The sequence below is a fragment of the Pseudomonas sp. JL27(2026) genome, assembly GCF_056933555.1.
Genome location: NZ_CM167794.1, coordinates 2,302,368 through 2,326,214, shown reverse-complemented (window position 1 = coordinate 2,326,214; position 23,847 = coordinate 2,302,368). Strand labels below are relative to the sequence as shown.

General features: G+C 57.7%; 26 protein-coding genes. 15 read left to right on the top strand and 11 right to left on the bottom strand.

Going from position 1 to position 23,847, the window contains the following annotated elements; translation table 11 throughout:
- Positions 1-47 precede the first annotated feature (47 nt).
- Together AC1Z1G_RS10800 and AC1Z1G_RS10795 are read right to left on the bottom strand one after the other, a co-directional pair.
- Complete coding sequence (locus AC1Z1G_RS10800; protein WP_483626905.1) at positions 48-620, bottom strand: YceI family protein; 573 nt, start codon at positions 618-620, stop codon at positions 48-50.
- A gap of 137 nt (positions 621-757) precedes the next feature.
- Positions 758-1,657, bottom strand: a complete 900-nt coding sequence (locus AC1Z1G_RS10795) for a LysR family transcriptional regulator (RefSeq protein WP_483626904.1) — start codon at positions 1,655-1,657, stop codon at positions 758-760.
- Between the two features lie 139 nt (positions 1,658-1,796).
- Between AC1Z1G_RS10795 and AC1Z1G_RS10790 the strand changes: the two genes are divergently transcribed.
- The 6 genes from AC1Z1G_RS10790 (at position 1,797) to AC1Z1G_RS10765 (ending at position 6,617) form a co-directional block, all read left to right on the top strand.
- Entirely contained in the window at positions 1,797-3,248 is a 1,452-nt protein-coding gene (locus AC1Z1G_RS10790; protein WP_483626903.1) for an MFS transporter, read from the top strand.
- An 82-nt stretch (positions 3,249-3,330) separates the two neighbouring features.
- Positions 3,331-4,182: a CAP domain-containing protein gene (locus AC1Z1G_RS10785; RefSeq protein ID WP_483626902.1), complete on the top strand. Its 852-nt coding sequence runs from the start codon at positions 3,331-3,333 to the stop codon at positions 4,180-4,182.
- Positions 4,183-4,259: 77 nt separating this feature from the next.
- Positions 4,260-4,820, top strand: a complete 561-nt coding sequence (locus AC1Z1G_RS10780) for an alpha-ketoglutarate-dependent dioxygenase AlkB family protein (protein ID WP_483626901.1) — start codon at positions 4,260-4,262, stop codon at positions 4,818-4,820.
- A 93-nt stretch (positions 4,821-4,913) separates the two neighbouring features.
- On the top strand, positions 4,914-5,414 hold the full coding sequence (locus AC1Z1G_RS10775) for a PaaI family thioesterase (RefSeq protein ID WP_483626900.1): 501 nt from the start codon (positions 4,914-4,916) through the stop codon (positions 5,412-5,414).
- 30 nt (positions 5,415-5,444) lie between these two features.
- A complete protein-coding gene (locus tag AC1Z1G_RS10770; protein WP_483626899.1) occupies positions 5,445-5,819 on the top strand; it encodes a GFA family protein in 375 nt (124 codons plus the stop codon).
- 351 nt (positions 5,820-6,170) lie between these two features.
- The gene (locus AC1Z1G_RS10765; RefSeq protein WP_483626898.1) at positions 6,171-6,617 is read left to right on the top strand and encodes a DUF3806 domain-containing protein; all 447 of its coding nucleotides are present in this window, start codon (positions 6,171-6,173) and stop codon (positions 6,615-6,617) included.
- A gap of 217 nt (positions 6,618-6,834) precedes the next feature.
- On the opposite strand, the gene AC1Z1G_RS10760 is transcribed toward AC1Z1G_RS10765, so the two are convergent.
- Positions 6,835-7,557 (bottom strand): GNAT family N-acetyltransferase, encoded by a 723-nt coding sequence (locus AC1Z1G_RS10760; RefSeq protein WP_483626897.1) that lies wholly within the window; start codon positions 7,555-7,557, stop codon positions 6,835-6,837.
- A gap of 196 nt (positions 7,558-7,753) precedes the next feature.
- Here AC1Z1G_RS10760 and AC1Z1G_RS10755 point away from each other — a divergent pair, with 196 nt between their 5' ends.
- The 3 genes from AC1Z1G_RS10755 to AC1Z1G_RS10745 all read left to right on the top strand — a co-directional run bounded on the left by AC1Z1G_RS10755 (position 7,754) and on the right by AC1Z1G_RS10745 (position 11,264).
- Positions 7,754-8,464, top strand: a complete 711-nt coding sequence (locus tag AC1Z1G_RS10755) for a FadR/GntR family transcriptional regulator (RefSeq protein ID WP_483626896.1) — start codon at positions 7,754-7,756, stop codon at positions 8,462-8,464.
- Positions 8,465-8,580: 116 nt separating this feature from the next.
- A complete protein-coding gene (gene lhgO / locus AC1Z1G_RS10750; protein ID WP_483626895.1) occupies positions 8,581-9,774 on the top strand; it encodes an L-2-hydroxyglutarate oxidase in 1,194 nt (397 codons plus the stop codon).
- A 161-nt stretch (positions 9,775-9,935) separates the two neighbouring features.
- Entirely contained in the window at positions 9,936-11,264 is a 1,329-nt protein-coding gene (locus AC1Z1G_RS10745; protein WP_483626894.1) for an MFS transporter, read from the top strand.
- A 52-nt stretch (positions 11,265-11,316) separates the two neighbouring features.
- Here AC1Z1G_RS10745 and AC1Z1G_RS10740 read toward each other — a convergent pair whose 3' ends face one another.
- Positions 11,317-12,888 carry a L,D-transpeptidase family protein gene (locus tag AC1Z1G_RS10740; RefSeq protein ID WP_483626893.1) on the bottom strand — a complete coding sequence of 524 codons (1,572 nt, stop codon included), beginning with the start codon at positions 12,886-12,888 and terminating at the stop codon, positions 11,317-11,319.
- A gap of 144 nt (positions 12,889-13,032) precedes the next feature.
- On the opposite strand from AC1Z1G_RS10740, the gene AC1Z1G_RS10735 reads away from it, so the two are divergent.
- On the top strand, positions 13,033-13,746 hold the full coding sequence (locus AC1Z1G_RS10735; protein ID WP_483626892.1) for a murein L,D-transpeptidase catalytic domain family protein: 714 nt from the start codon (positions 13,033-13,035) through the stop codon (positions 13,744-13,746).
- Between the two features lie 2 nt (positions 13,747-13,748).
- On the opposite strand, the gene AC1Z1G_RS10730 is transcribed toward AC1Z1G_RS10735, so the two are convergent.
- A complete protein-coding gene (locus AC1Z1G_RS10730; RefSeq protein ID WP_483626891.1) occupies positions 13,749-14,360 on the bottom strand; it encodes an NAD(P)H-dependent oxidoreductase in 612 nt (203 codons plus the stop codon).
- Positions 14,361-14,452: 92 nt separating this feature from the next.
- Here AC1Z1G_RS10730 and AC1Z1G_RS10725 point away from each other — a divergent pair, with 92 nt between their 5' ends.
- Entirely contained in the window at positions 14,453-15,100 is a 648-nt protein-coding gene (locus AC1Z1G_RS10725; protein WP_483626890.1) for a TetR/AcrR family transcriptional regulator, read from the top strand.
- Positions 15,101-15,213: 113 nt separating this feature from the next.
- A complete protein-coding gene (locus tag AC1Z1G_RS10720; protein WP_483626889.1) occupies positions 15,214-16,008 on the top strand; it encodes a suppressor of fused domain protein in 795 nt (264 codons plus the stop codon).
- An 87-nt stretch (positions 16,009-16,095) separates the two neighbouring features.
- On the opposite strand, the gene AC1Z1G_RS10715 is transcribed toward AC1Z1G_RS10720, so the two are convergent.
- Entirely contained in the window at positions 16,096-16,731 is a 636-nt protein-coding gene (locus AC1Z1G_RS10715) for a DUF6348 family protein (RefSeq protein ID WP_483626888.1), read from the bottom strand.
- A 175-nt stretch (positions 16,732-16,906) separates the two neighbouring features.
- Complete coding sequence (locus tag AC1Z1G_RS10710) at positions 16,907-18,199, bottom strand: Wzz/FepE/Etk N-terminal domain-containing protein (protein WP_483626887.1); 1,293 nt, start codon at positions 18,197-18,199, stop codon at positions 16,907-16,909.
- A 494-nt stretch (positions 18,200-18,693) separates the two neighbouring features.
- Here AC1Z1G_RS10710 and AC1Z1G_RS10705 point away from each other — a divergent pair, with 494 nt between their 5' ends.
- Positions 18,694-19,266 (top strand): type 1 glutamine amidotransferase family protein, encoded by a 573-nt coding sequence (locus AC1Z1G_RS10705; RefSeq protein WP_483626886.1) that lies wholly within the window; start codon positions 18,694-18,696, stop codon positions 19,264-19,266.
- Positions 19,267-19,382: 116 nt separating this feature from the next.
- On the opposite strand, the gene AC1Z1G_RS10700 is transcribed toward AC1Z1G_RS10705, so the two are convergent.
- Positions 19,383-19,877, bottom strand: a complete 495-nt coding sequence (locus AC1Z1G_RS10700) for a GNAT family N-acetyltransferase (RefSeq protein WP_483626885.1) — start codon at positions 19,875-19,877, stop codon at positions 19,383-19,385.
- An 826-nt stretch (positions 19,878-20,703) separates the two neighbouring features.
- Between AC1Z1G_RS10700 and AC1Z1G_RS10695 the strand changes: the two genes are divergently transcribed.
- Both AC1Z1G_RS10695 and AC1Z1G_RS10690 read left to right on the top strand, forming a co-directional pair.
- Positions 20,704-21,936 (top strand): hypothetical protein, encoded by a 1,233-nt coding sequence (locus AC1Z1G_RS10695; protein ID WP_483626884.1) that lies wholly within the window; start codon positions 20,704-20,706, stop codon positions 21,934-21,936.
- Positions 21,930-22,118 (top strand): hypothetical protein, encoded by a 189-nt coding sequence (locus AC1Z1G_RS10690; protein ID WP_483627802.1) that lies wholly within the window; start codon positions 21,930-21,932, stop codon positions 22,116-22,118. Before AC1Z1G_RS10695 ends, AC1Z1G_RS10690 begins: the two co-directional genes overlap by 7 nt.
- Before the next feature lie 56 nt (positions 22,119-22,174).
- Here AC1Z1G_RS10690 and AC1Z1G_RS10685 read toward each other — a convergent pair whose 3' ends face one another.
- The 3 genes from AC1Z1G_RS10685 to AC1Z1G_RS10675 all read right to left on the bottom strand — a co-directional run bounded on the left by AC1Z1G_RS10685 (position 22,175) and on the right by AC1Z1G_RS10675 (position 23,831).
- Positions 22,175-22,813, bottom strand: a complete 639-nt coding sequence (locus tag AC1Z1G_RS10685) for a LysE family translocator (protein WP_483626883.1) — start codon at positions 22,811-22,813, stop codon at positions 22,175-22,177.
- 74 nt (positions 22,814-22,887) lie between these two features.
- On the bottom strand, positions 22,888-23,184 hold the full coding sequence (locus AC1Z1G_RS10680; protein ID WP_483626882.1) for an AzlD family protein: 297 nt from the start codon (positions 23,182-23,184) through the stop codon (positions 22,888-22,890).
- Complete coding sequence (locus AC1Z1G_RS10675) at positions 23,181-23,831, bottom strand: AzlC family ABC transporter permease (protein ID WP_483626881.1); 651 nt, start codon at positions 23,829-23,831, stop codon at positions 23,181-23,183. Before AC1Z1G_RS10675 ends, AC1Z1G_RS10680 begins: the two co-directional genes overlap by 4 nt.
- Positions 23,832-23,847: the final 16 nt, after the last annotated feature.

Genomic DNA, 23,847 nt, shown 5'->3' with positions numbered 1-23,847 from the left:
GCGCTTGCGGGACTCCCCGACAGAGTCCCGCAACGCACGCGTGAGCATTACCGTTCGGGCGCCACTACCCGAAACATGATGTTGATGTCGTTGGAAATAACCCCGAAATCCGCCCACTCGCCTTCACCGACCTTGAAGTCGGCGCGCTTGAGTATGAGCTCACCCTTAAACACACCGATGCCGTTCTGGGGTTTCAACGTGACCTGCGCTCTGACCACGCGGGTCATGCCCTTGAGCGTGAGCTTGCCAGTGACCGCATAACGGTTGTTGCCGAGCGCCGTCACGCGGGTCGATTCAAACCGCGCCACCGGGTAGACCGCCGTGTTGAACCAGGCCGGTTTTTGCAGCTCGCTGTTGGAGTCGCTGGAGCCCACGTCGATACTATTGAGTTCAATGGTCAACATGGCATGGGCGGCGGCCGGGTTCGCCGAGTCAAAATCGAGCGTGGCCTCAAACCTGCCGAACGTGCCATACACCCTCGCCCCCATCTGGCCGTATGTGAAGCTGATCTGGCTGGCCGCCGCGTTCACTTGCGTGTATTCAACCCCATGGGCGCCACTCAAGGGACCGACAGCGAGGACTGCGGCCAGTGCGATGGATCGCGCAAATCGATGGTTCATATGACTCCCCGGCCAGGGCTGCGGCACATGAAATGAGGCTTATCGGACCCAGCCCGCCTATTGAAAGAAGTATGGGCGAAAGTCTGTCCGCGCAATCAATGAAATGAGGCATCGGTGACGGCCACACAATCACAACCTCAGCCGTCCTGTTGCGCACACACCTCCCGCAGGCAACCTCGTAACCAGCGATGCGCCAGGTCGGCATCCAGCCGTGGATGCCAGAGCATGGCGACGGTGAATGTCGGCAAGGGGAGCCCCAGTGCAAAGCTGTGCATGCCGGCACGCAGGTTCGCGGTATGCCGCTCGGGGACACTGGCGATCAGGTCGGTGGTCCGCGCAAGAGCCAGCGCAGTCGAAAACCCCGCAACGATCGTCACGATCTCCCGCTCAAGTTCGAGCGCCATCAGGGCCTCATCGATAGGCCCCTTGTCGAGCCCTCGTCGGGAGACGCTGATGTGCCTGCCCTCGGCATAACGCGAGGGGGTGATCTGGCCCTTGCTCAGTGGGTGTCCCGCTCGCACGACGCCGATGAAACGGTCCCGGAACAACGCCTGCGTGCGCACCTCCGGGCCAGCGGTCTTGCCCACGACGCCTGTTTCCAGATCGACACTGCCGTCGCGCAGCGACATGCTGTCTTTATCCGGTTTATGCACGAAGCGCAGCCGCACGCCTGGCGCCTCCTCGCTGATACGCGCAATGAGATCGGCGGCGAAATTCTCCACGAAACCTTCGCTGGTGCGCAGCGTGAAGGTCCGGACCAACCGTTTGAGGTCGAGCGTTTGCGCAGGGCGCAGCACCGCTTCTGCGTCCTGCACCAGTTGGCTGACCTGCTCGCGCAGTTCAAGCGCTCGCGGGGTCGGAACAAGACCGCGCCCAGCCCTGACCAACAGCGGATCACCCGTCGCTTCACGCAACCGCGCCAGTGCCCGGCTCATTGCCGACGGGCTCAGCCTGAGCCGCTGCGCTGCACGCGCAACACTGCCTTCGGCGAGCAATACATCAAGGGTGACCAGCAAATTCAAATCAGGTGTCGACATACATCGCTCCCGGCACGACATGATTGTGATGCGGCGTTTAACGCACGAATAAAGTGCAAGTGATGCGTCTTCCGCCATGTTAGGGCCGGGCGTAGATTTCTGACAGCTCCATTTCGGGAGCCGTCAGGAAGGGGGCAAGATGAAACCAGTCAACGCAACACCCGATGAGGCAGTCTCCACACAACCCGCACTGTCGGCTCGCGGGGTGCTTGCCAGCCTGTCGCTGTCCATGTTGCTGTCCTCGTTGGGCACCAGCATCGCCAATGTGGGCCTGCCGACCCTGGCCGAGGCGTTCGATGTCTCTTTTCAGGCTGTCCAGTGGATCGTGCTGGCTTACCTTCTCGCCATCACCACGCTGATCGTCAGCGTCGGACGGCTCGGTGACCTCACCGGCCGTCGGCGACTCCTGCTGGCCGGCATCTCGCTGTTCACCGCTGCCTCGGCCCTGTGTGGCTTCGCGCCCACGTTCGGGTTATTGGTTGCGGCTCGGGCGTTGCAGGGGCTCGGCGCAGCAATAATGATGGCCCTGACCATGGCCTTTGTCGGCGAGACCGTCGCGAAGGCAAAATCCGGGCGCGCCATGGGGTTGCTGGGGATGATGTCCGCGACAGGCACCGCGCTGGGGCCGTCGCTCGGCGGGGTGCTGATCGCCGGGCTCGGTTGGCGGGCCCTCTTTCTCTTCACGGTGCCGCTGGGTGTTTTGGCGTTGCTGCTTGCATATCGCTACCTGCCCACCGATCACCCAAAGCCGAAGTCCCGGCGAGTTGGCTTCGACTTCACCGGCACGCTGTTGCTGGCCCTGACGCTCGCGGCGTATGCGCTCGCCATGACGATGGGCCGAGGCCATTTCGGCTCCCTCAACATGGCCTTGCTACTGACGGCTTTCGTTGGTACCGGCCTGTTCATCCTTGCCGAAACGAAAGCCGTGTCGCCGTTGATTCAATTGGCAACGCTGCGCGATCCAGTGCTGAGCGCAAGCCTGGCCATGAGCACACTCGTTTCAACAGTGATGATGGCGACGCTGGTGGTCGGGCCCTTCTATCTCGACCAGGCGCTTGAGCTGGATCCCACGCAGGTGGGGCTGATCTTGTCGGCCGGGCCGTGTTTCGCTGCGCTGGCGGGCGTCCCCGCAGGTCGCCTGGCGGACCGTTTCGGCTCCCGGAGCATGACCCTCTTCGGGCTCATCGGCGTGGCGGTCGGCTGCCTGTTGCTGGCACTGTTGCCACACCGTTTCGGCATCTACGGCTACCTCGCGCCCATCGTGGTGATCACGGTTGGCTATGCACTGTTCCAGACAGCCAACAACACCGCCGTCATGGCCGATGTTCGCCCAGACCAGCGCGGTGTTATCGCAGGCCTGCTCAACCTGTCACGCAATCTGGGGCTCATTACCGGTGCATCCGCGCTGGGCGCCGTATTTGTGCTCGCCTGCGCAACACACGACATCACCACGGCACGCGCCGACGCGGTTGCCAGCGGTATGCGGATTACGTTCGCGGTGGCGTTGGTTCTGATCACCTGCGCACTCGTGATCGCCCTGAAACGTCGAGCACTGGCAGCACACCCACCGCTCACTGAAAACGGTTCATGATGCAGAAAAGACGCCACACTGGCGGTTTGCCGCAAGCACCAAATCGCGCATCATGGGCGCAGTCAGCTCAAGGGAGACTTACATGTTTGTCGGATCATGGGTTAAGCGCCTGGGCGCGTTGTCGCTGGGGCTGGCGTTTGCAGTCACGGCCATGGCCAGCGAAGAGTCGCAACTGGTCGAATCCATCAATACCTACCGCAGCCAGGTCCAGCGCTGCGCAGGCCAGGTGTCTCACGAATTGCCACCGCTGGCGTTCGATTCGCGCCTGATTCTGTCCGCCAGCAACATTGGCGACTTGCAGCAGGCGATGGCGCGAGCGGCTTACCCGATGGTCAACGTGCAGGCGATCAGTCTCTCCGGGCCGCGTGATGCGCAGTCAGCCATGAAGGCGGTGCAAGAGAGTTTTTGCCAGGTCGTGCTGGACCCGCAATTCGTCGATGTCGGTGTCAGCCGAGAAGGCCGCGAATGGCGCATTGTGCTCGCGCGGCCACTGCTGACTGCTCGCCTCGGTGACTGGCAAGCGGAAGGCCAGAAGCTGCTCGACATGGTCAACACCGCCCGCTCGCAGCCACGCCAATGTGGCAACCAGTCCTTTGCCGCCACCACACCGCTGGCCTGGAACGCCACACTGGCGAGCGCAGCTCAAGGTCATGCCCGGGCCATGGCCAATAACAACTTCTTCGATCACAAAGACCGCGAGGGTCACACGCCGGGTGACCGGGCCGAACTGGCCGGCTACATCGCCCAGCAGATCGGCGAAAACATCGCCGCCGGGCAAGACACCGGACGCAAAGTGGTCGATGGCTGGCTGACCAGCGCTGGTCACTGCGCCAACCTGATGAACCCGCAGTTCCGCGAACTGGGTGCGGCCTATGCGGTTGATCCGAAGAGCGATGCCGGGATTTACTGGACGGCGATGTTGGGTACGCAGTGAGTGCGTACCGACGGGCATCCTTAAGCGTCCAGCCTGGCTAGACGTGTTTCTGAATCCACCCAGACAAGAGCAGCAACATGAATCCACCGTCGATCAACCTGTTTCCTGACTTCATTCCAGCCCCACAACCGCTGTTCGACAGTTTGAAGGATTCGGTTCAATGGGACGAACGCATGCGGGCCAGAAAGACCGCCAGTTTCGGTGCGCCTTACGACTACTCGCAGATCACCTACCCAGCCGTCCCGATGCCCGCCGCACTGGATGAGCTCTGTTCACGCATCGAAGCACAACTGGGGTTTCGCCCGAACAACTGCCTGCTCAACTACTACCCGGACGGGCGCTCCTCCATGGGGTTTCACTCGGACGCGAGGGAGCAGTTCGTTGAAGGCACGGGCGTGGCGATTGTTTCGCTGGGCCACCCCCGTTCAATCCTGTATCGGCACAAGCAAGAGCAGACTGCCGAGTTCGACTACACCCTCGCCAGCGGCTCGCTGCTCTACATGTCCGACGCCGTTCAAGAGGAATGGCTGCATGCGATTCCAAAAGAGCTGGAGGCGGGAGAACGCATCAGTCTCTCCTTTCGATTGCTCAAGGATGAGCCGATGCAACGGCCTCTTGAGCCGAAGCCAGGCGAGTGATTCCAGGTCCTGGCGATGTCTCCCGGCCAGCGGTTCTGGTTCCAGGTGAAATCCGCTAGGCTTGGCGTTTTATTTTCCAGGATGGACCCCGGCATGCCTACGCTCGACACGTCACTGCAAGACACCGCCGCGCCAGAAGGTATCTGTTATGGCTGCGGCAGCCGCAACCCGCATGGGTTGCATATCAAGAGTGCGTGGCATGAGGATGGAGTGCATGTCATGGCCGAGCATTTGCCGGATGCCAAGTATTGCGGCTGGCCCGATCTGGTGTATGGCGGGCTGATCGCGATGTTGGTGGATTGCCATTCGAACTGGACGGCAATGGCCTATCACTATCGAGCGGAACGTCGCACGGTTGGTAGCCTTCCTCGCATTGACTGCGTCACCGGCAACCTTGGCATCAAGTTCATCAAACCAACACCGATGGGTGTCCCGCTCACCCTGCGTGCGAAGGTCGAGGGTGAGGTTGGACGCAAGTGCCGTGTCATCTGCGAGGTGTACGCCGGCGACGTGCTCACGGCCATGGGCGACTCCATTTTTGTTCGCGTCGATACCGGGCAATTGGCAGCGGCGGCCCATGGTCGTGAGGCTTGATCACATCACGCGAAGAGGGAGCGCACGAGCATGGACGAACTTCACCAGGGCAGTTGCCTATGCGGCGCCGTAAAGTATCGTGTATCAACGGAACTGAACGCCGTCACCCATTGCCATTGCCGCATGTGCCAAAAGGGCCATGGCGCAGCATTCGCAACTTACGCGAGTGCCCCCAGGTCAGCGGTTTCCATCATGACAAACGCGCAGGCACTCAAGGGCTTTGAATCCTCAGCAGGCGTCACCCGTCAGTTCTGCTCCCGCTGCGGATCGTCACTGTTCTGGTCTGATTCCAAGGGGCCTTACCCGGAGTGGATTTCTATCGCCCTGGGTACGCTGGATACACCGCTACTGGCGCTAAAGCAGAGACACACCTGTATCGACTCGAAAGTGTGCTGGTATGGATAGGGGTCAGCAGGATCTGGAATCAGGAGGTACAGATCTGCTTCTGTTTAAAGCGGGGAAATGGTGGCAAGGGCTCCAATCGCGATAGTCAAGATCAGAAAACCGCCCAAAAAAACCGACATCTTCAACATTTTGCCTCCAAAATTATAAATCTACGGTCACAGCGTCATTGTGAGGCGGCAGCTGAGCTCGTTACAGAAGCAGATAGCGAAGAAAAATACGGATCAGATCCGAAGGCCAGCGCCGGTCCATCGCTACCGGTCTTAACTATGCATTCAACCGGCACCCTTGGCCCCGACATTGCTTTCAACATCAAACTTCAAGGCTTAGTTTCTTCTATCAAGGAGCTCCATCATGACGGATTCCCATGCCGCAAAACCGATCTACGAACCGATTCCAACTGAGCTGCTGGCCAGCATGCAGAGCCTGAGGACTCAGCTCGGCGAGCTGATTTCCAGCCAGTACCCGGGAAAGTCGCTGACAGGTACGACAGGCGATTTCACGCTTTTGCAGGACGTCGTGGATGCGCAGATCCTGGCTGATTCCGATATCAAGGCCTGGGAAGCCATGGGCATCGTGTTCGGCGATGCGCTGACCGCTGAAATGCCGGGCCTCTCGTGGGTTCAGGTCACTGATGAGTACGGCGTCGATCCGGTCCTCAGGTATCAGGAAACTACGGTTCAGATCGGGGTAGCCACCCTGTTGCTCAAGCGGGTTGAACAAGGCGAAGAGATCAACATTAAACACATGGTCCACTGGCTTCAGGAGTTCATCGAGACCAGGGCGCATGAGTATCAGTGATATTTGTTAGTTGGGGCGGTTTCGCCCCTGTCGTTCCTGTTTACGTAATGCCTCCTTTAATCAGACCCGCAACTAGGGGTCTGTACGAAAAGTCGCCGAGTGGCGATCAGGCAAGGCAAAAACAGGCGAGGAAGCGGAGTTTACGGGTTGTAAATGAGCATTCCGAGCCTGTTTTTAACGCAGCATGATCGACACGCAGGCAGTTTTCGTACAGAGCCTAGAGCACCCGCGGCATGCGCCCAGGGCTCAGCGTTGCAGCCTCGCCGAGACGCTCCTGCACAAACACTTTTGCATGGTGCGTCATCTGATCGAGGTGCCGGTCTCGTTTCTTCTCCGCATCCACCATCGCTCTTTTTCCGTGTTGCTGAAGCAGATACGTATGAATCTGTTGTACCTCCAGCGAGCGGTAGATCGGTGCAACATCCAGCACGGCCAACAGACCGTCCGTGCCGTGATCACGCGTATTCATGAGCACCTGGGGCCCACGAGCGCCCAGCACCTGAAACCCCATCGCCTCGAAATACGGCACTTTGCCGACCACGCAAGCCAGTTCGGCGTGCGGGTATCGACCGACCATTTTTTGCAGCATCGCGCGCGCCACACCCTGGCGTCGGTGGCGGGTGTGCACACCCATGTAAGCCACGGCGCACGCCTCGGGGTCGTCCTTCACCGGCAGGTACAGCAGGAAGCCGACAACCTGGGCAGGGTCCTGCGCATCCAGCGCCACGATCAATTCGACCGGGATGCCCTTGGAACCATCCATCGCGTCCAGGTAGAGGTGAACCTCGAACCCGATGCCGTACTGATACAGGTTATAGAGCGGATTGCTCGGCGCGATGGCCACCATGCTGATATCGGTGACGTAGTCGACAACCATCTGCAAGATCTGGCTTTTGACGGACTCGGGCGGTGGGGTTTCAAAGAGGGTGATGCTGGACATCGCGTTTCTGACTCCGGGGCTTTAGGCATGCCTGCGACGTGAAGAATCGGCGCCAGGCGGGGCCATCATACCCCGTCGGCTTGTCGACTGCCCTCACCCTGAGCGTCGCACCGGAAAGGTTGGCGAGGCGTCTGCGTCTTGACAACAGAAAATCAGACCGACTATTGTCTGACAACCTGATCACCAAGGTTTTCTTATGTTTGAGCTTCAGCGCCCCGACTCTCTCGTAGTGCGTGTTGTCAGCGCCATTCGCGCCGAGATCGACTCCGGGCAGCTTGCTCCCGAGTCACGCCTGCCGACCGAGCAGCAGTTGGCGGAGCAGTTGAACGTCAGCCGTTCAGTGATTCGCGAGGCCATCGCCCAGCTCAAAGCTGACGGTGTACTGATCGCGCGGCGCGGCCTGGGCTCGTTTATCTCCCAGACGCCCGCCGGGACGGTGTTCCGCTTTCCGGAGAAAGACGGCCGCCGACCAGACCTGACGCAGATGTTCGAAATGCGCCTGTGGATCGAAACCCAAGCCGCCTCGATTGCCGCGCAGCGCCGAGACGACGCCGACCTGCAACGCATGAAAGAAGCATTGCAGGAAATGCACGACAAGCGCACCGACTTCGAAGCGGCTGCCCTGGCGGACGTCGAGTTTCACCGGGCCATTGCTGAAGCCACCAAGAATGACTACTTCGTCGCCTTCCATGACTTCCTGCGGAGTCAGTTGGCGGCCGCACGTAAAACCGCCTGGGAAAACTCGGCGTCACGCTTTGTCGGGGGCTCGGCAGACGCCACCCAGGAACATGAAACGCTGTACCAGGCCATCGCCGAGGGTGATCGCCATGCCGCCGCGGCCTGCGCCGACGCTCACTTGCGAGCATCGGCCAAACGCCTGCAACTCGAGCTTCCTGCCACCGACTGAACCCATCAACACCTGAAACCCTGAATGCGTGCTGCGGCACGCATGCTTTTAACCGAATCATTAGTCTGACAACCTGATAACTAGACCGACAATCACTGATCCAAGGTAACCCCACAATGATTTATGACTTTTGCATCATCGGCGGCGGAATCGTCGGCCTTGCCACCGCGATGGAGTTACTCAAACGCCAGCCCGGTGCATCGCTGGTGATTCTGGAAAAAGAAAACGTCCTGGCCAAACACCAGACGGGCCATAACAGCGGCGTGATCCATGCCGGCATCTATTACGCACCGGGCAGCCTCAAGGCAGATTTGTGCAAGCGCGGTGCCGAGGCGACCAAGCAGTTCTGCACCGAACACGGGATAAAGTTCGACGTCTGCGGCAAGTTGCTCGTGGCCTCCACCGCCCTTGAAGTCGAGCGGATGGAAGCGTTGTATACGCGCTCACAACTCAACGGCATGAAAGTCGAACGTCTTGATGCTGATGAACTGCGTCGCCGCGAGCCGAATATCGTGGGGCTCGGCGGTCTGTTTCTCGACGCCACCGGCATCGTCGATTACCGCGAAATCTGTGAAACCATGGCCCGCGTCATCAGCCGCAGCGGCGGCGAGATCTGCCTGGAGAAGACTGTCACCGCGATCGAGGAAAACGGCGACAACGTGACGGTCAGCAGCCATGACGGTGTCTGGCGCGCGAAGAAACTGGTGGTCTGCGCCGGTCTGCAATCCGATCGGCTGGCGACCCTTGCCGGTATCAAAATCGACCACCAGATCATTCCATTTCGCGGCGAATACTTCCGCCTGCCAGCGTCGAAAAACAACATCGTCAATCACCTGATCTACCCCATCCCCGACCCGGAGCTACCGTTTCTGGGTGTGCACCTGACCCGCATGATTGATGGCAGCGTCACCGTGGGGCCGAATGCCGTGCTGGGGCTGGGTCGTGAAAACTACAAAAAGTTCTCGATCAACTGGCGGGATGTGGCCGAGTACGCAAGCTTCCCGGGCTTTTGGAAAACCATCTGGCAAAACCTCGGTTCCGGCAGCGTTGAGATGAAGAACTCACTGTTCAAATCCGGTTACCTGGAGCAATGCCGTAAGTATTGCCCGTCACTGAACATCGACGACCTGCTGCCGTATGAAGCGGGCATCCGCGCCCAGGCCGTGATGCGCGACGGCACCTTGGTCCACGATTTTTTGTTCGCCGAAACACCCCGCATGCTCCACGTGTGTAACGCACCCTCTCCCGCCGCCACTTCAGCCATCCCGATTGGCGCAATGATCGCCGACCGGATTTTCAAACCCTGCTAGCCCAGCCGCCTGCAATCGCTCGTGCACCGCTGCGCAGCATCGGTGTTGGCTGTCGGCAGACCGACGAACAGGCACAAGACAACACTCCATTCGCCCGACGGCGAATAGAGAGCACTACGCGTCACCTTGACAATAAATATAAAGACTTAAGGAAGTACAAAATGACGGCAATTGAAAAAAACCAATCCTCGGCAGAAACCCCGGAACAGACCAAAAAACGCCTGCGTAAAGTGGCGGCAGCAACCATTTTTGGCTCCATGCTGGAGTGGTACGACTTCTATTTGTACGCCACGATGGCGGCGATCGTTTTCTCGAAAATCTTCTTTGATAACAGCGACCCGAAAACCGCGACGCTTCTGGCGTTTTCCACGTTTGCCATCGGGTTTATCGCCCGTCCGTTTGGCGGGGTTCTATTCGGCTACCTGGGCGACAAGTTCGGCCGCAAACAAGTGCTGGTGGTGACGTTCTGCATGATGGGCGTGTGCACCACCTTGATCGGCCTGATCCCCAGCTACGCCTCGATCGGCATTTGGGCGCCGATTGTCCTCGTCGCCGTCAGGATCATTCAGGGGCTGGGGGCCGGGGCCGAATTGTCCGGGGCAGCCGTCACCTCCTACGAGCACGCCAGCGAAGGCAAACGCGGAAGCCAGGGCGCATGGCCTGCACTGGGCTTGAACCTGGGCCTGCTGCTCTCATCGTTGACGGTTTACCTGCTGACCATCAACGGCAATGACTTCCTGCTGGCTGGCGGATGGCGCATCCCGTTCATTTGCAGCATTGCGCTGGTCGGTGTCGGTCTGTGGGTACGCAACAGCATTCCGGAAACACCTGAGTTCAAAGAGCTGAGCAAGGAAACGAAAAAAGCCCAGGCGTCGCCGTTGACTGCGCTGTTCAAAAACGACCTCAAGGGCTTGGCAGTCGTGTTCTTCGTGGCGGTTGGCTACAACGCACTGAGCTACATCTTCAAAACCTTCTCGCTGGCCTACCTGACCCAGTTCAAAGGCGTTGATGTTCACGTCACGTCGCTGTCGGTCACGATCGCCAGCCTGGTCGCCATTGTGGCCGTGCCCTTCTTCGGCTGGCTGTGTGACAAATGGAGCAGCAAGACCGTACTGATGCTCGGTGGTGTGTTTTCCCTGTTGTTTGCCTACCCGTTCCTGGCGCTGCTCAACACCGGTGAAAGCCTGATGATCTACATCGCCATCGGCGTGGGCACCGGTATCCTTGCGCCTATGATGTTCGCTCCGCAGGGGTCCTTCCTGAGCCGCCAGTTCCCAACCCAGACCCGCTCTTCAGGCTTTGGCACCGGGCGCGAAATCGGTACGGCAATTGCCGGTGGCCTGGCACCGCTGGGCGCCTTGTCCCTGGTGTCCGCGTCCACGACGCACTCCACCGATGGCGTGGTTATCATCCTGGCGATTGCGTCGGTACTGGTGGTAGTTTTCGCCTTGTGCGACCAGGGGCGCAAGCACTCGACGTTCAAGAACTGACTGGCAGCATGAGGGGGCATCAACTGCCCCCCATTCACCCACGGCCAGACACTCAGTGCCGAGTGCCCAACGCCGTCAGCAGTGCGGCATCACGCCCATAAATGTCCGGGGCATAGAGCAACTGCCCCTGGCCGTCGACCTGCGCGGTCCAGTAAGTGAGGAGGATCGGCACCGGCGCCGCCAACCGGAACTCGTGGGTAAGCCCCGTGGCCAACAGCACGTCGGTCCGTGCCCGCTCGGCCGGGCTCAACAACAGGTCCCGTAACTGCATCGCATGCTCGACCCTGACACAGCCGGAACTGAAGGCGCGTGGCCCCTTTTGGAACAGCGCCTGGCTGGGGGTGTCGTGCAGGTAAACGGAGTACGGGTTAGGGAAGCGGATAGCCATCTGCCCCAACGGGTTCTTCGGCCCGGCGTTTTGGCGCAGGAGGATATTGCCGGGGTTCTCCCAGTCGATCTCGTCCACCGCCAGTGGATTGCCATCGCTATCCAGCACCTGCAGGTTTTGTCTGCTGAGGAACGTCTGGTCCCGACGGATTTCCGGCAGTTTGTCCTCTCGCATAATGGTCGGTGGCACCGTCCAGGTCGGGTTCAGGGTCAGGCGCGTCACCGACGATTTCAGCATTGGCGTCTGCCGCTCGGCACGCCCCACCTGGGTGCGTGTCTGCCAGACCGGCCTGCCGCCCTGATAGACCGTCAACTGCGCTGCCGCAATGTTGACCAAAAGGCTGTTGGGCTCCATATCCTGCGCCAGCCAACGAAAGCGTTCGAGGTTGATGCGCAACTGCTCACGCCGTGTTGCCGGGCTGACGTTCAACTCGCTCAAGGTGCCCGGCCCGATCACACCGTCCGCTTGCAGCGAATGACTCTGCTGGAAGTTCTTCACCGCCCCTACCAGCTCTGAGTCGTAAGTGTTGTCATCACGGGCAGAGACGCTCGTCAGGTACCCCTCGCTAAACAGTCGCTGCGCAAGTTCCGGAACGCGTTTGTCCTGCATGTCCGGGCGCAGCAAAGGACCGCTGGCGAGAGTATTCCAGTGAGGTAACGCCCGCTGGCGCTGCTGGGAATAGAGGTGACGCAATGTCTGATACTGCTCAAGGCCAGGACGGGCCCGGGCAAAGGCCGATGCAATGTCCTGCAGCCCCGGAACAGCAATCGCAAGCACCTCGGTACTTCGGTCGCTCGGCAATTGCTGCGCATGCCACAACGGTTCGAAGCGGGCTTGCAGCAGGCGACCATAACGCAGGTCCTGCAAGGCTTGCAGGTAATGATGGCTGATAGCGATGTCCGTGCACAGCGCATTACCCATGGCCGGGCCTGCGCCCAGGTTGTAGCGCGCAGGGTCCAGCCCGTCATCGGCCAACTGCTGGAACTGAGCCTGCAAGGCCGGTAAACGCCCGTCGACAGACCAGATCAGGCCGTTATTCTGCTGAAGATAAAACGCCTGCAAGAGTGTCTGTGCCGGCGCGTCAAGGCGCACGGCCAGAGTCGGGCAATCGACCGACAGTTGCATTAAAGCGGCCTGCACCGGGCTTGCCAGTTCGGCTAGCTCATCCTGGGCGGTTGCGACCAATGGCGCAGCGAGCAGGCAAATGCTCAAGTAACATGCGTGTTTTTTGAACAACTGCTTTACTCCATTCGATGATCGCCGTATTGGCGCTCAACCTCTGCTGCAGGGGCGGCAAGCAATCTGGCCAGAAGGCAATCAGGCCCGCCGGGGGAGCGACAGGACGTCGGGAGCCAAAACTACAGTGGGGACCCTTTACGCATGCTTACCTTTTTGCGCCGGCTCTGTCTGGCCGCTATGACCTTGGGCGCCATGTGCACGCCTGCGCTCGCCGCCAGCACCAGCCAACAGACGTTGTACAACAGCCTCGCGCACGCCGCTCCGGAACTCAATCCCCAGGCACTAAAAAGTGCCCTCTCCGCCATGCAATGCGCCGTCAACAGTGGCGCCCGGCAAGCCCGGCACCTGGCGGTGATCGACTACTCACAACCCTCCACGGAACGACGCCTGTGGATCTTCGACCTGCGCACGAAGTCTTTGGTACTGCGTGACCTGGTTGCCCACGGGCAAAAGTCCGGGGAAAACTTCGCCACACAATTCTCCAACAACATGGGCAGCCACCAGTCCAGCCTGGGCCTGTTCCGCACCCAGGAAAGCTACGAGGGCAGCCACGGTTACTCGCTGCGCATGGACGGCCTGGAGCCAGGCATCAATGACCGCGCCCGCGACCGTGACATTGTGATTCACGCCGCCGACTACGTGACCCCGCTGTGGAGTCAGCGCCAGGGCCGCATCGGACGCAGCCAGGGCTGCCCGGCCGTGCGACCGCAAGTGGCGCGCAAAGTCATCGACAAACTCAAGGATGGCCAGTTCATGTTTTCCTGGTATCCCGACCAACGCTGGCTCAAATCCTCCGCCTACCTCAACTGCCGACCCCACCAGGTCGCCAGCATCCTCAGCGCCGACAACGGCTAACATCAGGCGCGGTTTTGACAGGGCAGCGCCGTGAAAAGTCCGCGCCCCAAATCTCGCGCCACGTTCAGATGATCCACCGGGTCTCGGGTTTCCGACTCAAGCAAGAGCTCGGACGTCACGACGCTCGCGCCGCAATAGTCGAAAATCCCATGGTCAATCTGCGTCCTCATGGCGGCAGCATAGCCGTACCGCTCATAGGTTCGCCCATCGGCACCCCCGACGCCGACAAGGTGGACGTTCAGGTGACGCAGCTTCTTCACCAACTTGGCATCCGAACTGAAATCAAACGCCCAGCCGTTGGCGAACACACGATCGATCCATCCCTTCATGAGCGCCGGCATCGACCACCAGTAAACGGGATAGACCAGCACAAGGGCATCCGCCCGGTCGATCCTCGCCTGCTCGGCGGCGACATCAGCCGGCGGCACCGTTTCCCTGTGATGGACGGCGATGTCGGCCCCGGTGAACCGCGGATCAAAACCTTCTGTGTACAGGTCCGCGATTTCAAAAGAATGAGCAGGATTGTTCAGGGCCAGCCCCTCAGCGACCTGACCCGCGAGGCTATGGGTCAGGGACCGGGGATCGTGATGAGCGACAACAATGAGTGCGTGCATGCCAAAGACTCCAGCAGCGGTTTGAGGGCAACAGGCAAAGCCTATATACTCTTGGTAAGTTACGGCCAGTAAGTTACTTTTGGTATATTGCCATGTCAAGCACCGACACCAGAGAACCAGGCACCGCCACACCGCCGCGCCGCCGCCTGTCGAGGGAAGACCGACAACGCCAGTTGCTGGACGTCGCCTGGCGACTGATCAGGGAAGAAGGCACAGAGGCGTTGACGCTGGGACGGCTCGCCGAACAGGCCGGCGTGACCAAACCGGTGGTTTATGACCACTTCAACACCCGGCCCGGACTGCTGGCGGCGCTGTATCAGGAATTCGACGCGCGCCAGACCGCGCTCATGGACGCCGCGCTTGAAAACAGCGAACCGACCCTGCCAAGCACGGCGACGGTGATCGCATCGTCTTATGTCGACTGCGTACTGCTTCAGGGCAACGAGATACCTGGCGTGATTGCGGCGCTCGCCAGCTCGCCCGAACTCGAAAAAATCAAACGCGAGTACGAGGCGATCTTCCTGAACAAATGTCGGGTTGCCCTCTCTCCCTTCACGGGTGAGGGTGCCATCGCGCCCGCCGGCCTTCGCGCCATGCTGGGCGCCGCAGAGGCGCTTTCCCATGCGGCCGCCATCGGAGAGATCACCCCCGGACAGGCGCAGGACGAACTCTTCGAAACGATCGTCGCCATGGTCGACAGAAGCGCGCGTGGTACGCCGGAGCTTGCCAAGGGCGGCTAGTGTTCGCCACGAGAGCGCTATGCACAGAACAACACAATGTCCATCCTCAAACCCATCGGCTCGATCAGGTAGCTTCGCTTGATCAGAACACTTCAACGCAGCAAGGAATGCGAATGAACCTCTTCAAAAAACTGCTCCACACATTGAAAAGCCCCTCAAACCCAGGCATTGAGCCTCCCGCTCAAACCGTGGCTATCGATCCTGCTCGCACAGCACAGAAAAGCACCCACGCCTGCCTGGATAATCATTGGCAATCCGTGGGGACGATGGAACAGGATGTCTTGGGATACGCCATCAGCCCCGCCTTTACAGGCGGCCCCGCCTGGCCGTCGACGCGCCAGGCTTATCGGGTTGTTCGACGCGGCGAATCCATCATTCTTGCAACCGATGGCATGTCCGACCCGTTTGACGATGCTGAAGGTTTGGGCAATGGTTTCGAAATGGAATTGTTCCTCGAGGCGCCCGACCTGCCGGCCTCGTTACGAGGAACGCTGGGAGACATCAGCCCTCTCAAAGACAGTTGGGTGTTTGAGCTACTCGAACATGTCGGGAAAACGGTAGCGGAAGCCGGCGGCATCACAGCCCAACTGGACCAGTACGGCGCACTCTCTCTGGAGCTTCCCGGTTTCAGTCAATCGAACTGGCTGAGCACCCAACTGCCCGCTCTGTTTGTGACCGATGACGATGCTATCGGTGTACTGCTGGGAGGTCCCGATCCTGACTTCCCTACCCGTCTGGATGACATGCCATTGTCCCCGGTCAGGCTGGTTCCGGTTCAGTTGCTAACGGCTTCGGAACTTGAATACATCCGCTCAGGCGGAGGTAAGGCACGCTCCGATCTAGTTGCCAGGCTGGAGGCCGCAGGTGCCAAGCACTTGAGCAGCCTTCAACGCACGAGTGTCATATAGCGGTTAGATGTTAGTTCTTTAACTCACGCCTATTCTCCCGGACGGTTGATTCGGCGTGCCGCCCAGAAAGAAGGTCAAAGCTGCCGGTCATGCCGCGACACAGACACAGAAGTGACGAAAGCTGTAAAAGCCGTCGGTCTCAGGCCATTGAATCTTCTGCAATGTGTCTAAGCCGCGCGGCCAGACTTCATTATTCAGGAGCGCCTCGTAGGTGTAGGCGCCCTTGACGTTGCCACAGTACACCCGGCACCAATTGACTTCATCGCTGGTTTTTTCTTTTTCGAGGACCGTCTTGATCAAGCCAAGCACCTCGCTGGGGGGCGATACATCAACACCAGCCGAAGACCGGATCCCGATGTTGCCGAGATGAGCGACGTACTTTTTTTCACCAATAAACAGATTCTCGGTCAACACCTGATCATTGTCAGTCTTGCCCCAAAAGGCTGAGAGAAAGACATGCAGCGAGTTGTCCATAAAACGACATAACGCATCGCCAAAGGCTTCATCGCCTTCGCCAAAGCCCGCAAAGCACTCTTCAATCATCACGTTCGGCTCAATAAAAACCTGAACATCCAAACGCCCCAAGGCCTCTCCTGGATACCAATATGCGCGGATGGCAGGTAACCGCCCCTCAGGCAAGAGCCACTCATCCTGCACACTGCAATCAAGACCATGCTCAGTCATGATAGTGCGCAACACATCCTGGGTATTTATTTCAGTCATTCGCACTCCAATTGCTTGTCGCATAACGTTCAATCGCCGGGGCAGGCTGCTGGCCACACGCTGTTAAGCTGCGGTGGTCTTGCGCCTCCCTGCCTCCGGTGTCCTGTCGACCGGACACCACTCCCTACTTGCTCAGTAATTCCTGCCTCTATCACGCTGTAAAAGATCAGTTCGCTCAACGATAAGCGGTGTCTATCCTAACAGGCTGTTCCGTCATGAAATAACGAATCAACGCCACGCCCAGACCAATGAATACCCCCAGCACGAGGCCGGACAGAAGGATCATTATTGTGTGTGGCTTGACTGGGCGTGACGGCTGTAACGCCAACTGATCAATCGTCACCAGCTTAAGATTGTTCACATCAACATTCAGCGCCTGCAAACGGGCTATCTCAGAGCGCAGAGGCTCAACATCACGCAGGAAAATATTTTCATTTACACGTTGATTCAATACTTCCGCTTCTCGATTAACCTGAAGCAACTGCAGTTCTTTAGCGATCTGGGTGACACGTCTCTCGGTAAAATCATCCGACTTTCGCTGCTGTAACACTGAGCGCTCAGCCTCAAGCGCTTCAGTGCCCATGAAGTAGAGCGGGATTTGCTGACTGTTGACCTCGGTGCGCACCATGCTGCCTGAGCCGGGTCGCTGAGTGTCTGCCAAAGATGATGGAGTAGTGGGTTTCTTAATACCTAACGTACTCGCAATGCTAATAGCCTCACTCAATTCAGCTATCCGATCGCTACGATCCGCTTTCAATTGAAGCCGTAATGCCTTCAACTCATCTTGCAGTTGAGCACGTTTTAGCTTATCCGCCTCAAGTAGAGAGGCGATTTTTGCTGATTTTTCGGTATCGTAGTTGGAGCGTGCCGCAGCAAGCTTGCCATTTAGTTCACGCAACCGATTTTCAACGATAACGTTCAAGTCAGTCGCAACCCGCTCGCGCTCAGTGGCGACCGCATACTTGACAAACTCATTGACAATTTGCACACCGTTAACGCCTGCCGGATAAACCAGGCTCATACGGACAAATGCATTTAAATCGTCAGCTTTTGTTTGATCAAGGACGACTAGCGAACTAAAGTTGATCTCGAATGCTTCAAAGCTTTGTTCTAGTGTCCGACCGGGCATTATAAAAGCTTTGAAGAGCGCCTCATTTTCGCGAAAAAAACCTAATCGCGTATCGTAAGAGTCAAGCGCTGCGCCTACCTTTAAGAGCGCTTTACCTGGAGGCAATTTATATACACCTGAATGGTTAATAGCATCGAATTCATTAATGGATACCGGACGCAACACACTGCTTGCCTGATACTGGCGAGGAGCAAAGTAAGTATAAGCAAATGCCACCGATACAAATAAGACCACCACACTCAGGATCAAATACTTCTGTTTCCACAGCGACCGACAAACTTCAACCAGATCGATTTCATCTGAGCGCATCATTTTGGCGGCGTTTACAAAATCATTCATTAGCCAACTTGCTCCATAATCAAACCCGGGATTCCATTTCAAAACAACATACATGCGTTAAACTGCTTGATACTCAGACTAAGCTTCCACAGATGGAAGGCGATGAGCGCGCTCAAGAGTTTTTTGCCAGGTTTTTTTACATCATAGCAAAATGATTGCACATTTTATTGTCTACTGCATGGACTTTAGCAAGAAACCCGCTCTAGCACGGGCTTTGCAAGCAGCCAGTGCGATCATACCCAGCTCGTCGTCGCCGATCATTACACCCCATCGCCGAGTCTGTGCTGGGGCAAGTCGGCCGCACACAGCGCCATGAGCCACACCGCCGCAAAGTTCTTCTCAAAGCACGGTGTTGCGTAAAGCTGGCACCGTCCCTGCGCACTATGAAAATACTACTGACAGAAACTGACGGTCGCGTTTGTTACGCTCCAGGCTCATGCAGGAGAAGTAGTTCCATCATGAATTTACCAACACAACAAGAGAAGGACTCTCTAATGACACGCGCCATTACCATCATCACCGAGAACTTTTCAGATTGGGAAACTGCCCTGATCAACTCTGCCGGTCGCGCCTACTACGGCTTCGATACACGCTTCGCCACCCCCAAAGGCACCCCGGTCACGTCCTCCGGAGGCATGATCGTCACCCCACACTTGGCGCTTGAAGCCATCCAGCTCGACGAACTCGACCTGCTAATCATATGTGGAGGCACCCTTTGGCAAACCGATCAGGCCCCTGATATCACGGCTCTGGTTACCGCCGCCCATGAAAGAAACATCATTGTCGCCGGCATTTGCGACGGTACCCGTGTGTTAGCACAATCGGGCGTGCTCAATACCCTCCACCACACTTCCAATTCGGCAGAAAACCTGTTGAAAGTGAATTATGGTGGAGCCGATTATTATCAAGATGTGCCCTATGCAGTTGCCGATCAGCGAGTCGTCACAGCTCCCGGGACCGCTCCAGTCAGCTTCATGGCCGAAATATTGCAAACCTTGGGTATAAGCGACAAAAATCTCAAAGCGTACCTGGCAATGCACGCTGCTGAGCACCGCAAGTCTGCCTAGACAGATCGACACTGCGTTTATTGGCGTGTGTTTCAGCAGCAGATATCAGCCGCTGCATTCAACCCCCGCTCGTACTCCATACGCTGACGGCGCTCAGCCAAGAGCGCCCGAATAGATCACCGAATGAATTTGAAATAGACAAGCTCTGGGTCGTGCTCATCAAGGTTCTCGATGAAGCCGCTAGGCAAAAAACCAGCTTTTGAGATGAGCTGCCGGGAGGCCAGGTTGGACTTGTTCGTTGAGATGAAGAGCTTTGGCGTCTTACATGCTGCCTCAGCGGCTGCAAGCAGCCGAAGTGCCATTCCTTTGCGTCGGTGCACAGGAGAAACAACAACCAGAGAAACAAAACCATTCTCGAAAAAATTGTAGGTGAGTACAACGTAGCCGACGACACTACCAGACTCGACCCCAACGAAGCATTGGCGCTTCTCTACGACCCCACGAATAAAATTTCCACGACTGACGCTTGAGCTCGCATACGCATCGAACTTGAGCATTGCGTCCACATCCTCAGGCGTTGCATCTCGGATAAGCGTGACTGGTTTTGCTTCACTGCCCTGACCTCCCGCACTCTTTCTGCGTAGGCCGGGATCTTGTTTGCTGCTGCTCATCGACTCTGAGTCCTAACACGTAGTACCTGCGTTTTGGCACCAAATCATGGACATTCATCCAGTGTTTAGTATTCGCCAAGATCAACAGGATAGCCCGCATGGATAAGCAGGTGAAAGGTTCGGCAGACTTTGTGCGCGAGGTAAAAGCCTAGGCTAGACTTTTAGGGACGTCTGTGGGGACGGCGACTGTCCGGAATGTTGACGCAGCCAGAGCAATCAGTCTGGTGGACCAGCTTCCTCTCACCATGACACACATGTCTAAAGGCCATCATTGACGTCAGGACGCCCACTCATTGAATATTGCATATTTATTACAAAATAAATACTGACCAGCGTGTCCTAACAACCATGGAGGGTGTGTTTTGAAATTTATACTTGTTGCCTCCTCAATGCTTGCGTGCTCAGTTGCTTATGGGCTAGATACCAAAATAACTTACCCAGAAGACCCACATACAAATTACTCGATAGTTTCCATTGAAGAGTCCGGCGCAAATCGAATCGTAGTGACAAAAGTTGCAAAGGCTGAATTCACAACGTATGTGAAGAGAGAGTTCAACTGTAGCAACTCAACCGTTCGCTATTTAGGGTCGAGTAAAACACCTAGTCGCTTCAACCCTCAGGGCGAGGATGAGTACTTCTCTAGGGCGGATATCACCACACTGACCGCGTTGGTAGGGCATGAGGCTTGTCGAGGATTTCCAGCTCCGCTGACTGCTATTCAGTGACGCCTCAGATTGAATGATCGCCGTATCGTCTGCTAGCCCACCTGAATGATACGGTGAATCTACGAGCCCTCCCTTCGGGCGACCCTTGTAGAGATGAGAGCATGGCCGCACTCGAAAAACGCTATCCCCGCGAGTCGTTCACCAAGAAGCTCATACGGATGTGCCAGAAGCTCGATGAGCGCCCTGTACGTACCATCACGCACAAACACATCTACCGCGAGTTCACTGGTGAAATCGAAATCACCTCAATCTGGGTTGTAGGATCCTATGCCCGTGGAGCAATCACTTGCGGCGATCTAGACCTCGTAGTTGGATACAAGCAAGTTGAGGGTGTATTACCTTCACATCGAGCTTGGGCTAGAGCCTTCTTTGGCTCTCCTGCCCTCGTGCGCTACTACCCTGGTAATCCGATTGAGAACACATCGGGCGTGGCATTCTCGGAGGCAGTCCCGATCTGGACTGGCCCAGAATGCGATTGGAAAGCAGCGATCGCATCAATTAAACCAGATCCCCAGGCTGGTAGGGCTTCACGTGAAACAGACCCTATCCCGCTACGGAATGAACAATTGCGTACCTACAATAATGAATATCACGAAGCAGTCGACATGCAACGCGACGGTCTGTGGGAGTGGGAGTTTGTAGAGATTGGGAAGCAGGTGCTTTCCCTCACTCCAGCCGAGGACACCGCAGAAGATGTAGCGTATTTCAAGCGATGCTCGCCGATGATGGGGCGTAAGTCGCAAGAGCTGATACCGGCAATTATCAAACTCATGAGAGAGCAGGAGCCATTCGGATCATGGTCCTCTGCAGATAGCTATAGAACGTCGTTTAGGTGTGGCAGTTCGGAGCTGCATCTAGGCCGCCCAGGCCTTCCAATAGATTTTTTCGACTATTCACCATGGGTTCGCCAGCTGATCTTGATCCCTCATATCAGCGCCAGAGGACCAAACGGCGCCTGGATTATTCGTCGTGGACCAGAGCATCCGGACCGTAAAGCCTTAGGGGGTAAACACGCTTATTACCTCATGACCTCAGGACAGCCCGACACCATCATCTACTGCGACCGCTCCAGCTACCGGCCACCTGTTGCTATAGAACTGCTTGAGTCTCGCGATGAAGCTCAAAAGCTCGCAGCTCAGTTCACCTATGAAGCCGACTTCGAAACTCCAGAGATAGGCAGAGCCGAAGGAATCGATTTATTCACCCTGTTTGGGCTGGTGGACATCGTGGAGGCACGCGGTGAACAACTAGCTTTGACACATTCCGGATCTTCTTATCTGGAAAAAAACATAGTCTCTCTAGATGAACTAATCGCTGTCCTCCCGTCATCCTGAAACGAAAAGGTCCGGCGCCAAACCAACTCGCCCTCAAGGCTGCCATCCTGGAGCTTTCAAATTGGGTTGAGCAGCGCGGATCGGCCGATGTCGCCGACAACGTGCGAGGCGCCCTGGAGGCGATCGAGCGGAATGAGGCGTTCGTCAAGATGACGCTCGCGGTGCTGATGGCGCCGGAATGACGTCTTACAGGCAGCTATCGACGGTGGATTCAACCGGTCGATGCAACACTCATGTTCTAGGCCGTCTGCCTACGTATGGCGAGAATCGCAGCACCAAATCCGATGAACGTTACCCCCACCACCCGACTAACCCAACGGGACAGCTCGGGTCGCACCAGCACGCCCTTGGCGCGCGAGGCCAGCGCGGCATACAGACTCAACGACGACACCGAGAGCGCCATGAAAATCGCGGTCAGGATCAGAAATTGCGGAAACAGGGCTGCGCCTTGATCAATAAACTGCGGGAATAACGCCGTAAAAAACAGAGTCGCCTTGGGGTTGGAGAGCGCGGTAAAAAACGCCGATCTGTACAGTTTCAGGCGTGTGGGCCGGAGGCTCAGCCCCTCCTGAATGCCATCAACCAGCAGCGGCGTCTTGTTGAGCAACTGCCTCACCCCCAGGTAGAACAGATACCCGGCGCCGACGATCTTTACCATGTTGAACAACCATTCGGAGCTGGCAAGTAGCGCCCCCAACCCCAGCATCGCTGCTGCCGACAGGCAGAACAGGCCACTGGCATTGCCCAGCGAGGACCACATCGCGCTGCGTTGGCCATGGGCGAGGCTGTTGTTGATCGCCATCAATGTCGCAGGCCCCGGGCTGGCGATGGCAATCGCGGCGACCAGGGTAAAAGCCAGCAAAGTGTTCGGGTCCATGGTTCCTGGCTCGTAGAAAATTGAGGGCATACTACCGAAAGCTTCGTTGCCTGATGATGCAAATTACTCATCGCCTACAGGAACAACCGGAGCCCCGCCAGCGACCCCACAGCAATAGCGACGGTGAACAGCATCGACAACCGCCACGCCGCAACCAGTGTGATGGCCAATGCGATCAACTCTTCAGGATGAGGCGAGACGAAGTGTGGCGCGATCACCGAGATCAGCACGCACCCCGGTGCGGCCTCCATTACCGCGCGGGCGCGCGGCCCGAGCTTGCGTTTACACAGCAGCAGATAACCCGCCAGGCGTGTCGCATAGGTGGCTGACGCCATGCCCACTATCGTCAGCAAAGCCGCCATGCTGATCAAGACTCTATCGCCCGCAGGTAAGTGAACAGCATCCCGGCAATGACGCCGGCGAACACGAACCAGGCGCCGGGCACCGTAAGGTAGACCAGGATCGCGACTAGCAGGCTGACCAACCAGGAACAAGCCAACCGCGGGCCTTTCCACATGCCTCTGAGCAGCACGATGAAAACCGCCGGGAACGCCATTGCAAAGCCATAAGCTTCAATGTTTCCCAACGCCGGTCCGATCGCCGCGCCGATCAAGGCAAAACCGACCCAGACGGGGTAGAAAGGCAAGCAGGCGCCCCAGTAGTAGGGCCAACTGAAGGCCGGTTGCTGCTGTGCCAGAGACCGCCGCATGGTATCGGCATAGCTGATCGCCCAACCCTCGTCCGCCATGAAGAACAAGGCCGGGATCACCTTGCGTTTGGGCAAGTGCTGGAGATAAGGCGCCAGCGCCGCGCCCATGACGATATGGCGGCTGTTTATCAGCAGGGTGATGAGCACGATCGTCAGCATCGGTGGCACCGCAGCCCACATTCTGATAGCGGCGAACTCCGAACCACCGGCGAAGTTGAGGCCGGTCATAGCACCCACCTCAACCAGTGACAGGCCTACCTGGGAGGCTTGCGCACCGAGGACCATGGCATAAGGGGCAACCGCGAACATGACCGGGAGAGCGTCC

Coding starts and splice junctions, on each gene's coding strand:
- AC1Z1G_RS10800 (WP_483626905.1), bottom strand. CDS start 620: ATGAACCATCGATTTGCGCGATCCATCGCACTGGCCGCAGTCCTCGCT.
- AC1Z1G_RS10795 (WP_483626904.1), bottom strand. CDS start 1,657: ATGTCGACACCTGATTTGAATTTGCTGGTCACCCTTGATGTATTGCTC.
- AC1Z1G_RS10790 (WP_483626903.1), top strand. CDS start 1,797: ATGAAACCAGTCAACGCAACACCCGATGAGGCAGTCTCCACACAACCC.
- AC1Z1G_RS10785 (WP_483626902.1), top strand. CDS start 3,331: ATGTTTGTCGGATCATGGGTTAAGCGCCTGGGCGCGTTGTCGCTGGGG.
- AC1Z1G_RS10780 (WP_483626901.1), top strand. CDS start 4,260: ATGAATCCACCGTCGATCAACCTGTTTCCTGACTTCATTCCAGCCCCA.
- AC1Z1G_RS10775 (WP_483626900.1), top strand. CDS start 4,914: ATGCCTACGCTCGACACGTCACTGCAAGACACCGCCGCGCCAGAAGGT.
- AC1Z1G_RS10770 (WP_483626899.1), top strand. CDS start 5,445: ATGGACGAACTTCACCAGGGCAGTTGCCTATGCGGCGCCGTAAAGTAT.
- AC1Z1G_RS10765 (WP_483626898.1), top strand. CDS start 6,171: ATGACGGATTCCCATGCCGCAAAACCGATCTACGAACCGATTCCAACT.
- AC1Z1G_RS10760 (WP_483626897.1), bottom strand. CDS start 7,557: ATGTCCAGCATCACCCTCTTTGAAACCCCACCGCCCGAGTCCGTCAAA.
- AC1Z1G_RS10755 (WP_483626896.1), top strand. CDS start 7,754: ATGTTTGAGCTTCAGCGCCCCGACTCTCTCGTAGTGCGTGTTGTCAGC.
- lhgO (WP_483626895.1), top strand. CDS start 8,581: ATGATTTATGACTTTTGCATCATCGGCGGCGGAATCGTCGGCCTTGCC.
- AC1Z1G_RS10745 (WP_483626894.1), top strand. CDS start 9,936: ATGACGGCAATTGAAAAAAACCAATCCTCGGCAGAAACCCCGGAACAG.
- AC1Z1G_RS10735 (WP_483626892.1), top strand. CDS start 13,033: ATGCTTACCTTTTTGCGCCGGCTCTGTCTGGCCGCTATGACCTTGGGC.
- AC1Z1G_RS10730 (WP_483626891.1), bottom strand. CDS start 14,360: ATGCACGCACTCATTGTTGTCGCTCATCACGATCCCCGGTCCCTGACC.
- AC1Z1G_RS10725 (WP_483626890.1), top strand. CDS start 14,453: ATGTCAAGCACCGACACCAGAGAACCAGGCACCGCCACACCGCCGCGC.
- AC1Z1G_RS10720 (WP_483626889.1), top strand. CDS start 15,214: ATGAACCTCTTCAAAAAACTGCTCCACACATTGAAAAGCCCCTCAAAC.
- AC1Z1G_RS10715 (WP_483626888.1), bottom strand. CDS start 16,731: ATGACTGAAATAAATACCCAGGATGTGTTGCGCACTATCATGACTGAG.
- AC1Z1G_RS10710 (WP_483626887.1), bottom strand. CDS start 18,199: ATGAATGATTTTGTAAACGCCGCCAAAATGATGCGCTCAGATGAAATC.
- AC1Z1G_RS10705 (WP_483626886.1), top strand. CDS start 18,694: ATGACACGCGCCATTACCATCATCACCGAGAACTTTTCAGATTGGGAA.
- AC1Z1G_RS10700 (WP_483626885.1), bottom strand. CDS start 19,877: ATGAGCAGCAGCAAACAAGATCCCGGCCTACGCAGAAAGAGTGCGGGA.
- AC1Z1G_RS10695 (WP_483626884.1), top strand. CDS start 20,704: ATGGCCGCACTCGAAAAACGCTATCCCCGCGAGTCGTTCACCAAGAAG.
- AC1Z1G_RS10685 (WP_483626883.1), bottom strand. CDS start 22,813: ATGGACCCGAACACTTTGCTGGCTTTTACCCTGGTCGCCGCGATTGCC.
- AC1Z1G_RS10675 (WP_483626881.1), bottom strand. CDS start 23,831: ATGTTCGCGGTTGCCCCTTATGCCATGGTCCTCGGTGCGCAAGCCTCC.